At 72.2% G+C, this 13499-nt stretch carries 10 protein-coding genes; 5 read left to right on the top strand and 5 right to left on the bottom strand.

All coding sequences use genetic code 11. The annotated features are described in order from the left end of the window. Positions 1–148: 148 nt before the first annotated feature. Complete coding sequence (locus tag KCH87_RS41255; RefSeq protein WP_210593055.1) at positions 149–1672, bottom strand: amino acid permease; 1524 nt, start codon at positions 1670–1672, stop codon at positions 149–151. Positions 1673–1702: 30 nt separating this feature from the next. Beyond that, entirely contained in the window at positions 1703–2704 is a 1002-nt protein-coding gene (locus KCH87_RS41250; RefSeq protein ID WP_210593054.1) for a hypothetical protein, read from the bottom strand. Positions 2705–2969: 265 nt separating this feature from the next. Here KCH87_RS41250 and KCH87_RS41245 point away from each other — a divergent pair, with 265 nt between their 5' ends. From KCH87_RS41245 to KCH87_RS41235, 3 genes are all read left to right on the top strand, one after another. Next, a complete protein-coding gene (locus tag KCH87_RS41245; RefSeq protein WP_210593053.1) occupies positions 2970–4409 on the top strand; it encodes an FGGY family carbohydrate kinase in 1440 nt (479 codons plus the stop codon). Positions 4410–4570: 161 nt separating this feature from the next. Then, positions 4571–5989: an FAD-dependent oxidoreductase gene (locus KCH87_RS41240; protein WP_210593144.1), complete on the top strand. Its 1419-nt coding sequence runs from the start codon at positions 4571–4573 to the stop codon at positions 5987–5989. Continuing rightward, the gene (locus KCH87_RS41235; protein WP_210593052.1) at positions 5986–7203 is read left to right on the top strand and encodes an NAD(P)/FAD-dependent oxidoreductase; all 1218 of its coding nucleotides are present in this window, start codon (positions 5986–5988) and stop codon (positions 7201–7203) included. The genes KCH87_RS41240 and KCH87_RS41235 overlap by 4 nt, the downstream gene beginning before the upstream one ends. Here KCH87_RS41235 and KCH87_RS41230 read toward each other — a convergent pair. After that, positions 7190–7954 (bottom strand): crotonase/enoyl-CoA hydratase family protein, encoded by a 765-nt coding sequence (locus tag KCH87_RS41230; protein ID WP_210593051.1) that lies wholly within the window; start codon positions 7952–7954, stop codon positions 7190–7192. The two genes, KCH87_RS41235 and KCH87_RS41230, sit on opposite strands and share 14 nt — an antisense overlap. Before the next feature lie 49 nt (positions 7955–8003). After that, complete coding sequence (locus KCH87_RS41225) at positions 8004–8960, bottom strand: lysylphosphatidylglycerol synthase transmembrane domain-containing protein (protein WP_210593050.1); 957 nt, start codon at positions 8958–8960, stop codon at positions 8004–8006. Positions 8961–9121: 161 nt separating this feature from the next. Here KCH87_RS41225 and KCH87_RS41220 point away from each other — a divergent pair, with 161 nt between their 5' ends. Then, positions 9122–11002 (top strand): ABC transporter ATP-binding protein, encoded by a 1881-nt coding sequence (locus KCH87_RS41220; RefSeq protein WP_210593143.1) that lies wholly within the window; start codon positions 9122–9124, stop codon positions 11000–11002. A 74-nt stretch (positions 11003–11076) separates the two neighbouring features. On the opposite strand, the gene KCH87_RS41215 is transcribed toward KCH87_RS41220, so the two are convergent. Further along, positions 11077–12585 carry an MFS transporter gene (locus KCH87_RS41215; protein WP_210593049.1) on the bottom strand — a complete coding sequence of 503 codons (1509 nt, stop codon included), beginning with the start codon at positions 12583–12585 and terminating at the stop codon, positions 11077–11079. Positions 12586–12854: 269 nt separating this feature from the next. Between KCH87_RS41215 and KCH87_RS41210 the strand changes: the two genes are divergently transcribed. Further along, on the top strand, positions 12855–13463 hold the full coding sequence (locus KCH87_RS41210; RefSeq protein WP_210593048.1) for a TetR/AcrR family transcriptional regulator: 609 nt from the start codon (positions 12855–12857) through the stop codon (positions 13461–13463). Positions 13464–13499 lie beyond the last annotated feature (36 nt).

Here is a 13499-nt window from a genome sequence, read left to right as displayed (position 1 = left end):
GGATGTGAAGTCTCGTCACCTTGTCACCTGCTCGCTTCCGTGATGTGCGCCTCGCGCCGGACAGCCGCTTCGCGGACCGGCGCGACCGCTCATCCTGCCGTATCGGGCACAGGAGTTCGTACCTGGACCGATGCCCGGATCGCGCAGCTCAGACGATTCCCTCGGCGAGTTCGGCCTGTTCCCGGTCGTCGCCGTAGGCCGCTGTGGTGGGCGTCCCGTACGAACGGCGGGCCACGAACCACCACACTGTGGCGAGGACGAGTACGACGGCCAGGGCAACCGAGGCGTAGTTCATTGTGTCGACCGTCACGGGAGACGACTGGGGCAGGCAGAAGAGCACCGTGACGCAGGCCACCCACCCCACCGCGATCCAGCCGATCGGCTTGCTCCACCGGCCCAGGTTCCAGGGCCCCGGCTGGAAACGGTCGCCCGCCCGCAGGCGCAGGAACACGGGTATCGCGTACGCGGGTGTGATGCCGATGACGTTGATGGCGGTGACCGCGCCGTACGCCGTCGTCGAGTACAGGGACGGCAGGGCGAGGACGCAGGCGACCACCACCGACAGCCAGACGGCGGCGACCGGTGTCTGGGTGCGGCTGCTGACCTTGCGCCAGAGGTGGGAGCCCGGCAGGGCCCGGTCGCGGCTGAACGCGAACACCATGCGGCTGGTCGCGGCCACTTCGGCGTTGCCGCAGAACAGCTGGGCGACGATCACCACGAGCAGCAGCGCGCTGGCGCCGTCCGTGCCGAGGCCGTCGAGCAGGATCTGCGCGGGCGGCACCCCGGTCTCGCTGGCACGGGTGGCGTCGTAGTCCTGGATGGCGAAGGTGAGTCCGGCGAGCAGTACGAAGCCCGCTGCCCAGGACACCCAGATGGACCGCACGATGCCGCGGGACGCCGACACCGAGGCGTTGGAGGTCTCCTCGGAGAGGTGGGCCGAGGCGTCGTAGCCGGAGAAGGTGTACTGGGCGAGCAGCAGGCCGATCGCGGCCACGTAGACGGGGTTGGACCAGCCGGTGTCGTTGACGAACTCGGTGAACACGAAGGACGGCGACTGGTGGTGGTCGGGGACGATCGCCAGTGCGCCGACGATGACGGCGACGCCCGCCAGGTGCCACCACACGCTGATCGAGTTGAGGACGCTGACCAGCCGGACGCCGAACAGGTTCAGCGTGGCGTGCAGCAGCAGGATCACCATGAAGATCAGGAACGTCTTCTCCGGCGTAGGCTCGAAGCCCCACTGGAGGTTCATGAAGGCGCCGGTGAACAGGGCGGCCCCGTAGTCGATGCCGGCGATCGCGCCGAGCAGACCGAGCAGATTCAGCCAGCCCGTGTACCAGCCCCAGCGGCGGCCGCCGAGCCGGTCGGCCATGTAGTAGAGGGCGCCGGACGTGGGATAGGCGCTGGTGACCTCGGCCAGCGCGAGGCCCACGCACAGCACGAACAGGCCCACTCCGGCCCAGCCCCACAGCATCACGGCGGGACCGCCGGCGCCCATGCCGAAGCCGTACAGGGTCATGCAGCCGGACAGGATCGAGATCACCGAGAAGCTGATGGCGAAGTTGCCGAAGCCGCCCATACGGCGGGCGAGCACCGGGCGGTAGCCGAGTTCGCGCAGGCGCTGTTCCTCGTCATGGGGCGGGACGCCGGGCCGGGCGGGGGTGCGGGACATGCGGAACTTACCTCCGGGAGAGGGACGGGGTCAGGGGTGTGGGCGTAAGTGGTCCGCGGCCGACCGGCTGCGGGTGCGCGCCTGGAGGAAGACCTCCACCGCCTGGGTACGGTCGCCCGGATCGAGGGTGCGGTAGGACCAGGGGAGGGGCGTCCAGTACGGTCCCAGCGCGTCGAACACCCGGGCGGCCTCCGGGAACTGGAGGGCGCCCCACAGCGCGTGGGCGAGGTGGTTGAGGTCCAGCAGGGAGCGTTCGACGGGACGGGTGAGCTCCAGCCAGGAGCCGAACGCCCGGCGCGCCTCGCGCGTGGCGTCCTCCGCCACCCAGTGCAGATCGAGCGCGGCGTCCCGCCCGCCCGAGCGGCGGTAGCGCTCCACCCGCACATACAGGGGCAGGACGTGCAGCGCGGAGCCCGGTGGCGCCGAATCCGAGGCCCAGTGCGCGTACCCGGACGCCTCCGCCAGCCGCCCGGACGCGCCGCGCCCGTAGAGGAACTGGAGCATCCGGTGGTGGGCCTCACGGTTGTACGGGTCGCGTTTGTCTGCCTCCGCGAGCAGCCCCCAGGGGCCCGGGGGCAGCATCGGCTCGGGCGGTCCCCACCGGTGCTCGGACCAGCGCTGGTCCCGGTCCAGCTGGGCCAGCGCCAGCAGGCACACCCAGGGGACCGGGTCCTGCGGTGCGCTGTGTGCCGCCGTCTCGCACGCCCGCCAGGCCTCCTGCCACAGCTCGTGCGTACGGGGATGATCTTCCCGGTGTGCCCGCAGGGTGCGTTCCACGGTGACCCGGGCGTGCATCACGGCGGCCGGGACGCTGTGCGGTTCCTCGGACAGCCAGGCCCGCACCACGTCGGTGCCGGCCGCCGCGGTGGCGAGGACCTGGGTGCGCTGCGTCCACTGCCACCACTCCGTGGTGTCCAGGAGGAGACCGCGCATCGACATCCAGCGGCCGGTGCGCAGCTCCTGGAGGGTGGCGCGCAGTGCGGAGTCATGGCCGGCGGGATCGTAGGCGGGGCGGGTCTCTTCTCTGGCCATCAGCCGCCCGCCCCTGGATCGGGGCAGGTCGGGACGGCACGGTGGACTAACAACAGCCCTCCTCTGGGCGGCAGTTGAGGAGTCGCGCGGTCGGCGGTCACTATAGAGGCGGAGCTTCCGCATCACCCGGCGGTTTCCTGATCCTTTCGAACTCCTTTGCGTACCGCGCCGATTGGCCGTGACCCGGCCCTGCTTGACGGGGTGTGCGGCGCGGCGGCAGGCTGGCGCACGGTGATCGCCCAGGGGCGCCGACGGGAGAGGTCCGATGACAAGTGCGGTGCTCGCCGTCGACCAGGGCACGTCCGGCACCAAGGCCCTGGTGATCTGCCCCGAACGCGGCGTCATCGGCACCGGTTTCGCCGCCGTACGGCCCCGCCAGCTGCCCGGCGGGCTCGTCGAGGTCGACCCGGGCGAGCTGTACGCCTCCGTCGTCGAGGCCGGGGGCCGCGCCCTGGCCGAGGCACGGGAACCGGTCGTCGCGCTGGGCCTCGCCAACCAGGGCGAGACCGTGCTCGCCTGGGACCCGGACACGGGCCGGCCGCTGACCGACGCGCTCGTCTGGCACGACCGCCGTGCCGAGAGTGTGTGCGCCGAACTCGCCGACCACGGCGAGGAGTTGCGGGAGCTGACGGGGTTGCCGCTCGACCCGTACTTCGCCGCGCCCAAGATGGCGTGGATACGGCGCCACCTGACCGCCGAGGGAGTGGTCACCACCTCCGACGCCTGGCTGGTGCACCGCCTCACCGGCGCGTACGTCACCGACGCCGCGACCGCGGGCCGCACCCAGTTGCTCGACCTCGACCGTGCGGCCTGGTCTCCGCGCGCCCTCGACCTCTACGGCCTGTCGGGCGAACGGCTCCCGGGGGTCGTCGACGTCGCGGGACCGGTGGGTACGACCACCGCCTTCGGCTACGACATCCCGCTCACCGGTCTCGTCGTCGACCAGCAGGCCGCTCTGCTCGCCCAGCGCATCACCGAGCCCGGCGGCGCCAAGTGCACCTACGGAACAGGCGCGTTCCTGCTCGCCCACACCGGCGACACACCCCGGCGCGGCACCTCCGGGCTGGCCGGCTGTGTCGCCTGGCGGCTCGGCGGACACACCAGCTACTGCCTCGACGGCCAGGTGTACACGGCCGCGTCCGCCGTACGGTGGCTCACCGACCTCGGCGTCATCAAGGGCGCCGCGGACCTCGACCCCGTCGGCGGTTCGGTGTCCGACAGCGGCGGCGTCACCTTCGTCCCGGCGCTGGCCGGACTGGCCGCCCCCTGGTGGCGTGGCGACCTGCGCGGCTCGCTCACCGGACTCGGCCTCGACACCACCGCCGGGCACCTGGTGCGGGCGCTGTGCGAGGGGATCGCCGCGCAGGTCTCGGAACTCGCCGAAGCCGCCGCACTCGACCTGGGCGAGCCCCTCTCGGTGCTGCGCGTCGACGGCGGCCTGACCCGCTCCACCCTCCTCATGCAGACCCAGGCCGACCTGCTGCAACGCCCCGTCGAGGTGTCCGCGCTGCCCGACGCGACCGCGCTCGGCGTCGGCGCCCTGGCCCGACTGGGCGCCGAACCGGGGCTGACGGTCGCCGAGGTCCTGCCCGACTGGAAACCGGCAGCCGTGTACGAGCCACGGATCAACGCGGACGAGGCGACCGCACGCCTCTCCCGGTTCCGCCGAGAAGTCACCGCACTGCTCGACCGGGCGCCCGCATGACGGGGCCGACTTCAGAGGCGTATGAGGAGCCGGTCGACGCTCGGCCACTCTCGGCGACGCATGGAGTGGCGGTCGACGACGTGCGGTCTTGGGCGTCCCGTGGCGTGGCGGTCGACGATGTGTTGCCTTGGGTGTCCGGCGGCGTCACGGTCGACGGCGTGCTGCCTTCGGCGTCCCCCGGCGTCACGGTCGACGGGCCTCTGCCCTCGCTCACCTATGACGTCGCGATCGTCGGCGCCGGTGTCGTCGGCTGTGCGATCGCGCGTGAACTCGCCCGTCACCCCGGCCTCCGCGTCGCCCTCGTCGAGGCGCGGGACGACGTAGGCGATGCCACCTCGAAGGCCAACACGGCGATTTTGCACACCGGGTTCGACGCGGTGCCCGGCTCGCTCGAAGCCCGGCTCGTGCGTGAGGGCTCCCGGCGACTCGCCGCGTACGCCGCCGAGTCCGGCATCCCCGTCGAGACGGTCGGCGCGCTGCTCGTCGCCTGGGACCAGGAGCAGCTCGCCGCGCTGCCCCGGCTCGTGGAGAAGGCCGAGCGCAACGACTACCACGACACCCGCATCCTCGGCCCGGCAGAACTCCAAGAGCGCGAGCCGCACCTCGGCCCCGGCGCGCTCGGCGCGCTGCACGTGCCCGGCGAGAGCATCATCTGCTCCTGGACGACGACGCTCGCCTACGCCACCCAGGTTGTCCGGCACGGAGCCGACCTGCACCTCAACTGCCGTGTGGAGGAGGTGAGCCGGCAGGACGAGATTCATGTCCTCGGCACCGGCCGGGGCACGCTGCGGGCCCGGTGGCTGGTCAACGCGGCAGGGCTCCACGCCGACACACTCGACCGACGGCTCGGCCACGACGACTTCACGGTCACCCCGCGCCGCGGCCAGCTCATCGTCTTCGACAAGTTCGCCCGCGGTCTGGTGAGCCACATCCTGCTGCCCGTCCCCACGGCACTGGGCAAGGGCGTGCTGGTCGCCCCCACGGTGTACGGCAATGTGCTGCTCGGCCCCACCGCCGAGGACCTCGACGACAAACGGGCCACGCACTCGACCGAGGACGGGCTCACACTCCTGCGCGACAAGGGCCGCCGCATCCTGCCCGAGCTGCTCGACGAGGAGGTCACCGCCGTCTACGCCGGGCTGCGCGCCGCCACCGAGCACGACGACTACCGCATCAGCGCCCACCCCGGGCAGGCCGCGGTCACCGTCGGCGGCATCCGCTCCACCGGCCTCACCGCCTCGCTCGCCATCGCCGCCCATGTCACCGGGCTGCTCACCGACCTCGGCCTCGACCCGGGCCCGGCACGGGAGTTGGAGCCGGTGCGCATGCCGAACCTCGGTGAGGCGTTCCCGCGCCCGCACCAGCGGCCCGAACTCATCGCCGCCGACCCGGAGTACGGCACCCTCGTCTGCCACTGCGAGCGCGTCTCCCGCGGTGAGATCCGCGACGCCCTCGCCAGTACGATCCCGCCCCGCAACGTGGACGGACTGCGTCGCCGGACCCGGGCGAGAGCGGGCCGCTGCCAGGGCTTCTACTGCGGTGCGGCCGTACGGGCGCTGTTCGAGGGGGCCGGGGCATGACGTCCGAGCGCCGGGTCGACATCCTGGTCGTCGGCGCGGGCCCCGCCGGCCTCGCGGCAGCCGCCCGGCTCGCCGTCGCCGGCGCCAGCCGCGTCGAGGTGCTGGAGCGCGAGCAGCAGACGGGAGGTGTGCCCCGGCACTGCGCGCACGGCGGCTTCGGCACCTGGCTGCACCCGCTGACCGGACCGGCGTACGCCCGTCTGCTCGGCGAAGCGGCGACAGCGGCCGGAGCCGTCGTACGGACCGGAGTGACCGCCCTCGACTGGGCCGGCCCGCTCACGCTCACCGCGGTCGGCCCGTTGGGCCCGGAGACGATCACCGCACGGGCGGTCGTCCTGGCCACCGGCGCCCGCGAACGCCCGCGCAGCGCACGTCTGGTCCCCGGCACGCGCCCCGCCGGCGTGTACACCACGGGCGAACTCCAGCAGGCCGTACACCTGTTCCGGCAGCGCATCGGGAACCGGGCCGTCGTGATCGGCGCGGAGGACGTCTCGTACGCCGCCGCCGACACCGTACGAGCCACGGGAGCCGACGTCGTCGCCATGGTCACGGAGCTGCCGCGCGCCCAGACGGCACCCACCCGGGCCATGGACGCCCGGCTTCGACGCGGCATTCCGCTGCTCACCGACACCACGGTCACCGAACTCCTCGGCCACGGGCGGCTGTCGGGTGTCCGGGTGCGCCACCGCGACGGCCGTACCGCCGTGCTGTCGTGCGACACGGTCGTGTTCACCGGCGACTTCGTGCCCAACCACGAACTGGCGCGGCGCGGTGGAGTGCCGCTCGATCCCGGCACGCGCGGGCCCGGCGTCGACGGGGCGCTGCGCACGGCACGTCCGGGCGTGTTCGCCGTCGGCAGTGTGCTGCACGCCGTGGAGAGCGCGGGTACGGCGGCCCGCGAGGGTGCGCATGTGGCCGGTGCCGTCCAGGCGTGGCTCGCGGGGGAGGAGTGGTCCGAAGGCGTCCCCCTGGTGGTCGACCCGCCCCTGCGCTGGATCGCACCGAACCGCGTCACCCCGGCCGACCACCTCCCGTACGTGCTGCGCGCGCAGGTTCCGCTCAACCACCCCACGCTGCACGTCTTTCAGGACGGCCGGCTCCTGCACCGCGCGCGTCAGGGCTCGGTCCTCCCGAACCGCCCGCTACCCCTGACGGCACGCTGGACGCACCGGATCGACCCGAAGGGCGGGCCGGTACGCCTCAGAGTTCTGTGAACGAGCCGTGCCGTCCGGCACCGGAAGCGAACCGCGCCGCTCCCTCCAGGCTCTCCGCCAGCACACCCATGCCGTGCCGGAGCTCACCGCGCATCGCCGCCGGCTCGTCCAGCCCCTCCTGCTCCAGCACGGAGGCGCGGTCGGCGCGCAGACAGGCCTGCGGGAACCCGGCGACGGCGGCGGCCAGTTCCTCGGCGGCGGCGCGGGCGGTGCCGGTGGGCACGACACGGTTCGCGAGCCCCATGTCGTACGCCTCCCGCGCCGGTACCGGCCGTCCCGTGAGGATCATGTCCAGGGCGCGGCTCGTGCCGATCAGCCGGGGCAGACGTACCGTTCCGCCGTCGATGAGAGGCACGCCCCAGCGACGGCAGAACACCCCGAAGACGGCGTCCTCTTCGGCCACCCGCAGGTCGCACCACAGCGCCAGCTCCAGGCCGCCGGCGACGGCGTGTCCCGCCACGGCCGCGATCACCGGCTTGGACAGCCGCAGCCGGGTCGGACCCATCGGGCCGTCGCCGTCCTCCGTGACCGCGTTGCCGCGTTCGGTACCGAGCGCCTTCAGATCGGCGCCCGCGCAGAACGTGCCGCCCTCGCCCCACAGCACCGCCACCCGGGCCTCGTCGTCGGCGTCGAACTCGCGGAAGACGGCGGCGAGATCTGCCGCGGTCGGGCCGTCGACGGCGTTGCGGGCCTCGGGGCGGGAGAGGACGACTGTGGTGACGTATCCCTGACGTTCGATCCGGACGGACATGGCCCACCTCGTAGTCGTTCGAGGGGAGCCACAGTACGTCTTCGGTGTCTCAGATGACCTTCATCCGTACCAGCGCGCCCAGCGTCAACGCGCCCGGCAGGATCGGCACCCAGACGGTGATGATCCGGTAGGCGAGCACCACGGCCGTGGCCACGGCGACGGGTCCGCCCGCCGCGACCAGGGCGACGATCAGTGCCGCCTCGACGGAACCGATACCGCCGGGCGTCGGTATCAGCGCGACCGCGACGGTCGCCGCGAGATACGCGACCACCATGTGCGCGGGCGGCACCGAAAGACCCAACGCCATTCCCACCGCGACCAGTCCGGCCGCCTGGAGGGCGGGGAAGGCGAACGAGCCGCCCCACAGGGCGAGCGCGCGCCAGGGCCGGGTGTGCACGGCGCGGGCCTCGCCCAGCGCGGTTCGCAGGAAGGTGAAGACGAAGGTGCGCAGCTTCCGTACGACCAGCAGGACCAGCACCGCCACGGCGGCCACCACGCCGATGCCGATCAACAGCGGGCCCAGCGCGCCCTCCGGGAGGAGCGAGCCGACCCGCAGCGCGTGCGGGAAGGCGAGCAGCAGCGCCGCCAGCAGGCCCACGCGGGCGATCGACTCCGCCAGGAGATAGAGGGCGACCGCGGCCGAGGAGCGGGCCAGCGGAACTCCGCACACCGCCATGAACCGCAGATTGACCGCGCTGGCCCCGAGGCCGGTCGGCAGCAGGTGGTTGGCGGCACCCGCCGCGAACTGCGTGACGATCAGCCGCCGTACAGGCAGCCGCTCGACGAGCGCGCCCTGCCGGGCGGCCGACGCGGCGACCCAGGTGCCGCAGGTGGCCGCGGCGGCGGCCAGCAGCCACGGCCAGTCGGCGTGACGTAGGTGTCCGAAGCCCTCTACGAGCACGGACCAGTGGCGCACGGCGACCCACAGCACGAGCGCGAGCGGGACCAGCATGAGTATCTGCCGGTACGGGAGGCGCTTGAGGCCTCGGGGAAGACGCACGACCATCACATCGTGAGAGGTTTTCCGCGCCAGATCAACGGCAGGTTGCGGGAGAGGGGACGGAGGCTGTCACGCCGGGCACGGCCTCGCGTCCGTTGTGTGCCCGGACGGTGCCGATTCGGCGTTGACCTCAAGGACAGTTGAGGTCCTACGGTCCTCTCATGAGCATGGAGACCACAGCCTGGACACAGCTTCAGAGTGTCATGAGCGCCCAGCAGGAGCGCCGTCCTCTTGCCCGCGCAACGTTGCGCCGTATCGGCGTGTTCGCCCGCCCGCACCGTGCACGCATCGCGCGCTTCGTGGCGCTCGGGGTGGCGACGGCCCTCCTCGCCGTCGCCACACCCGTCCTGGCCGGCCGCGTCGTGGACGCGATCGTGACGGGCGGCGAGGAGGGGACCGTCGTACGTCTCGCCCTGCTGATCGCTCTCATCGCGGTCGTCGAGGCGGCACTCGGCATCCTCGGCCGGCGGCTGTCGGCGACGCTCGGGGAGGGGCTCATCCTCGATCTGCGGACGGCTGTCTTCGACCATGTGCAGCGCATGCCGGTCGCGTTCTTCACCCGCACTCGCACGGGGGCGCTCGTCAGCCGTCTCAACAACGACGTGATCGGCGCGCAGCGGGCGTTCAGCAACACCCTGTCCGGAGTGGTCAGCAACCTCGTCACCCTGGTGCTCACGCTGGCCGTCATGCTCACCCTCTCCTGGCAGATCACGCTGCTGGCGCTGGCCCTCCTCCCCGTGTTCGTGATCCCCGCGCGGCGGATGGGCAGCCGCATGGCCAAGATGCAACGCGAGGCGGCGACGCTCAACGCCGCGATGGGCACTCGGATGACCGAGCGCTTCTCGGCGCCCGGCGCCACCCTGATCAAGCTCTTCGGCCGCCCGGAGGAGGAGTCCGAGGAGTTCGCCGCCCGCGCCCGCCGCGTCCGGGACATCGGCGTACGGACGGCCACCGCGCAGTCGGCGTTCATCACCGCCCTGACCCTGGTGTCGGCCCTCGCACTGGCCCTGGTCTACGGCCTCGGCGGCTGGTTCGCCCTGCGCGGCACCCTGGAGCCGGGCGCTGTCGTCGCACTGGCGCTGCTGCTGACCCGCCTGTACGCACCGCTCACCGCACTGGCGGGAGCCCGCGTCGAGGTGATGAGTGCCCTCGTCAGCTTCGAGCGGGTCTTCGAAGTGCTCGACCTGAAGCCGCTGATCGAGGACAAGCCGGACGCACGACAGGTACCCGACGGCCCGGCCTCCGTCGCCTTCGACAACGTCCGCTTCGGCTATCCCTCCGCCGACAAGGTCTCCCTGGCCTCCCTGGAGGAGGTCGCCTCCCTCGACACCCGCGGCGGCGACCAGGTCCTGCACGGCATCTCCTTCCGCGCCGAACCCGGCCAGACCGTAGCCCTCGTCGGCTCGTCCGGCGCCGGAAAGTCCACGATCGCCCAGCTGCTGCCGCGGCTGTACGACGTCGACGAGGGCGCCGTACGCATCGGCGGCGTCGACGTCCGCGACCTGAGCGCCGGTTCCCTGCGGGGCACCCTCGGCATGGTCACGCAGGACGGTCACCTCTTCCACGACACCGTGCGCGCCAACCTGCTCCTCGCCGCTCCCACGGCCACCGAGGACGAACTGTGGGACGCACTGCACCGCGCCCGCCTGGCGGATCTCGTACGGTCCCTGCCCGACGGCCTCGACACAGTCGTCGGCGAGCGCGGCTACCGACTCTCCGGAGGCGAACGCCAGCGCATGACCATCGCCCGGCTCCTCCTCGCCCGCCAACGCGTCGTCATCCTCGACGAGGCCACCGCCCACCTGGACAACACCTCCGAGGCGGCCGTCCAGGAAGCGCTGACGGAGGCCCTGGAGGGCAGAACCGCGATCGTCATCGCCCACCGCCTGTCCACGGTGCGGGCGGCGGACCTGATCCTCGTCGTCGAGGCGGGGCGCATCGTGGAACGGGGCACGCACGTGGAACTGCTGGCGGCGGGCGGACGGTACGCGGAGCTGTACCGGACACAGTTCGAGTCCGGCGATGTGACGGAGGCCGCGGCGGCCTAGACAGCTGTTGCCGGAGGCGCTTGGCTCCGGGAACAGCTCGGACGGTCGGGGCGGTTGTGCCCCCGGCCGGGTGGTCACATGTGGACCACGGGTGCCGCGCCGGGATCCTGGGCCGGCACGCCGCGCCGGTAGAGGATCACGCTGATGACCAGTCCGGCGGCGAAGAAGGCGGCCGACCACCAGTAGGCGGTGGAGTAGCCCTCCAGACCGGCCTGGGCGACGACAGCCGGGTCCTTGGGGTTCCGGCCGGTCAGGTAGTCGGTGACGGCGCTGGTGGAGAGGGTGTTGAGCAGGGCGGTACCGAGGGAGCCGCCGACCTGCTGCATGGTGTTGACGGCCGCTGAGGCGACCCCCGCGTCCTCGGCGCTGACGCCCTCCGTGGCCAGGCTCATCGCCGGGGCCATCACCAGGCCGAGGCCGAGTCCCGCCACGACCAGCGGCGGGAGGATGTCGGTGGCGTAGCCGCTGCTGAGGCCGAGGCCGGTGAGCCAGGCCATGCCGGCCGCGGCGAGGCCCATGCCCAGCGGCACGACCGCCTTGGGGCCGATGCGGGGGATGAGCACGGTGGAGGCGAGGGTCGAGGTGAGCATCAGCGCACCGACCATCGGCAGGAACGCCAGCCCGGTCCTGATCGGGGAGTAGCCCAGGCTCTGCTGGAGGTAGTAGGTGAGGAAGAGGAAGACACCGAACATGCCGGCGCCGATGATCAGGACGGAGACGAACGAGGCGCCGCGGTTCCGGTCGAGCAGGACGCGCAGCGGCAGCAGGGGGTGCGCGGAGCGGGTCTGCCACCAGGTGAACGCGGCCAGCAGGACGGCGCCGGCGAGCAGGAAGCCCCAGGTGGCCGGGGAGCTCCAGTCGTGGCTCTCGGCGCCGGCGAAGCCGTAGACCAGGCAGAACAGGCCGCCGGAGACGAGGACGGCGCCGGGGATGTCGATGGTCGCGCTCTTGTCGCGGGTGGCGCGCTGGAGCAGAAGCACACCGCCGAGGAAGGCGACGGCGGCGAAGGCCAGGTTGACGTAGAGGGTCCAGCGCCAGTCGAGGTGCTCGGTCAGCACACCGCCGAGCAGCAGGCCGATGGCGCCGCCGGCCCCGGCGATGGCGCCGTAGACGCCGAAGGCCTTGGCACGTTCCTTGGCGTCGGTGAAGGTCGTGGTCAGCAGGGACAGCGCGGCCGGGGCGAGCAGTGCGCCGAACAGGCCCTGGGCGGCGCGAGCGACGATGAGCACTTCGAAGCTGCCGGCGGCGCCTCCCAGGGCGGAGGCCCCGGCGAAGCCGACCAGGCCGGCCAGGAAGGTGATCTTGCGGCCGAACAGGTCGGCTATGCGACCGCCGAGCAGCAGCAGACTGCCGAAGGCGAGCGCATAGGCGGTGACGACCCACTGCCGGTCTCCGTCGGAGAACCCGAGATCCTGCTGGGCCGACGGAAGGGCGATGTTCACGATCGTGCTGTCCAACACCACCATGAGCTGGGCCAGGCCGATGACGGCAAGGATCCACCAGCGGTGGCGGGGCGGTGCGTCGACGGCCGCAAGGGGCGTGACGGCCGCGCCGGCAGGTGCGTCGGCGGGGGTTCGGGGCATGGCGAACTCCAGAAGAAGTGGGACAGGGGGATGGGTGGTTCGGGGGTGCGCGGCGGGAGCTCAGCCGCGCTGTGATGCCAGATCGCGCGTCATCTGACATCTGTCAGATTAACTTCAATCTGACGGGTGTCAAGTAAGCTGTGTTCGGTCCCCAGGACGGTCGCGGGCAGTCCGCGCCGCAGGGAGGGGGCGCAGCGACGGAGGCAGTGGTGGGAGTACGAGGCGATTCCGTACGACGGCCGGGGCGCCCTGGTGCGGGCACTCCCGCGGTGCCCGAGGAGGAGAGCATCCTGCTGCGCGGGCTCGAAGCCTTCGCGGAGCTGGGCTACGACCATGCCTCCGCGCGCGAGCTGGCTCGCCGCCTGGGTGTCAGCCACAACTTCATCAACGACCGGTACGGATCGAAGGCGGCCTTCTGGCGTGCGGTGGTGGACCAGGCGCTGGGGTCGCAGTTGGCGCGTCTGCCGCAGGTGGACCCCGCACTCGACGATGCCGAGCAGCTGCGGCAGTTCATCACCGGCTTCTACCGGACCGCGGCGGACGAGCCACGGATGGGGCGGATCTTCGTCAACGAATTCACCCTGGACACCGAGCGATTGGACTACCTGTACGAGACCTACATCGCCCCGACCGTGCAGGCCATTGAGGCCATCATCGATCGGCTCGTGGCCTCCGGGCGCATGGCGCCCGTCCCGATGGACGTGCTGTTCTTCGTCATCATCGCGCCCATCTCGGGAATGGTGGAGGTGCCCCTGGCGCGACGCCTGGGGCGGCCCGAGGCCGCTTCGCCGGAACAGCTCACGGCCACGGCCGAAGCACTGGCGACGCTCGTGATCAACGGGCTGCTCGCCACAGGTTCACACCGCCCTTCGGCGTGAGCGCCGACACCCGGGAGCGGCTGACCGCACATCGCC

Source organism: Streptomyces sp. GESEQ-35, assembly GCF_017948485.1.
GTDB lineage: Bacteria > Actinomycetota > Actinomycetes > Streptomycetales > Streptomycetaceae > Streptomyces.
This window is presented reverse-complemented; position numbering and strand designations above follow the sequence as displayed.

What these genes read in the sequence shown, in the direction of transcription:
- KCH87_RS41235 (WP_210593052.1), top strand. Translation starts at nt 5,986, where the DNA reads ATGACGTCCGAGCGCCGGGTCGACATCCTGGTCGTCGGCGCGGGCCCC.
- KCH87_RS41215 (WP_210593049.1), bottom strand. Translation starts at nt 12,585, where the DNA reads ATGCCCCGAACCCCCGCCGACGCACCTGCCGGCGCGGCCGTCACGCCC.
- KCH87_RS41250 (WP_210593054.1), bottom strand. Translation starts at nt 2,704, where the DNA reads ATGGCCAGAGAAGAGACCCGCCCCGCCTACGATCCCGCCGGCCATGAC.
- KCH87_RS41230 (WP_210593051.1), bottom strand. Translation starts at nt 7,954, where the DNA reads ATGTCCGTCCGGATCGAACGTCAGGGATACGTCACCACAGTCGTCCTC.
- KCH87_RS41225 (WP_210593050.1), bottom strand. Translation starts at nt 8,960, where the DNA reads ATGGTCGTGCGTCTTCCCCGAGGCCTCAAGCGCCTCCCGTACCGGCAG.
- KCH87_RS41245 (WP_210593053.1), top strand. Translation starts at nt 2,970, where the DNA reads ATGACAAGTGCGGTGCTCGCCGTCGACCAGGGCACGTCCGGCACCAAG.
- KCH87_RS41220 (WP_210593143.1), top strand. Translation starts at nt 9,122, where the DNA reads ATGGAGACCACAGCCTGGACACAGCTTCAGAGTGTCATGAGCGCCCAG.
- KCH87_RS41255 (WP_210593055.1), bottom strand. Translation starts at nt 1,672, where the DNA reads ATGTCCCGCACCCCCGCCCGGCCCGGCGTCCCGCCCCATGACGAGGAA.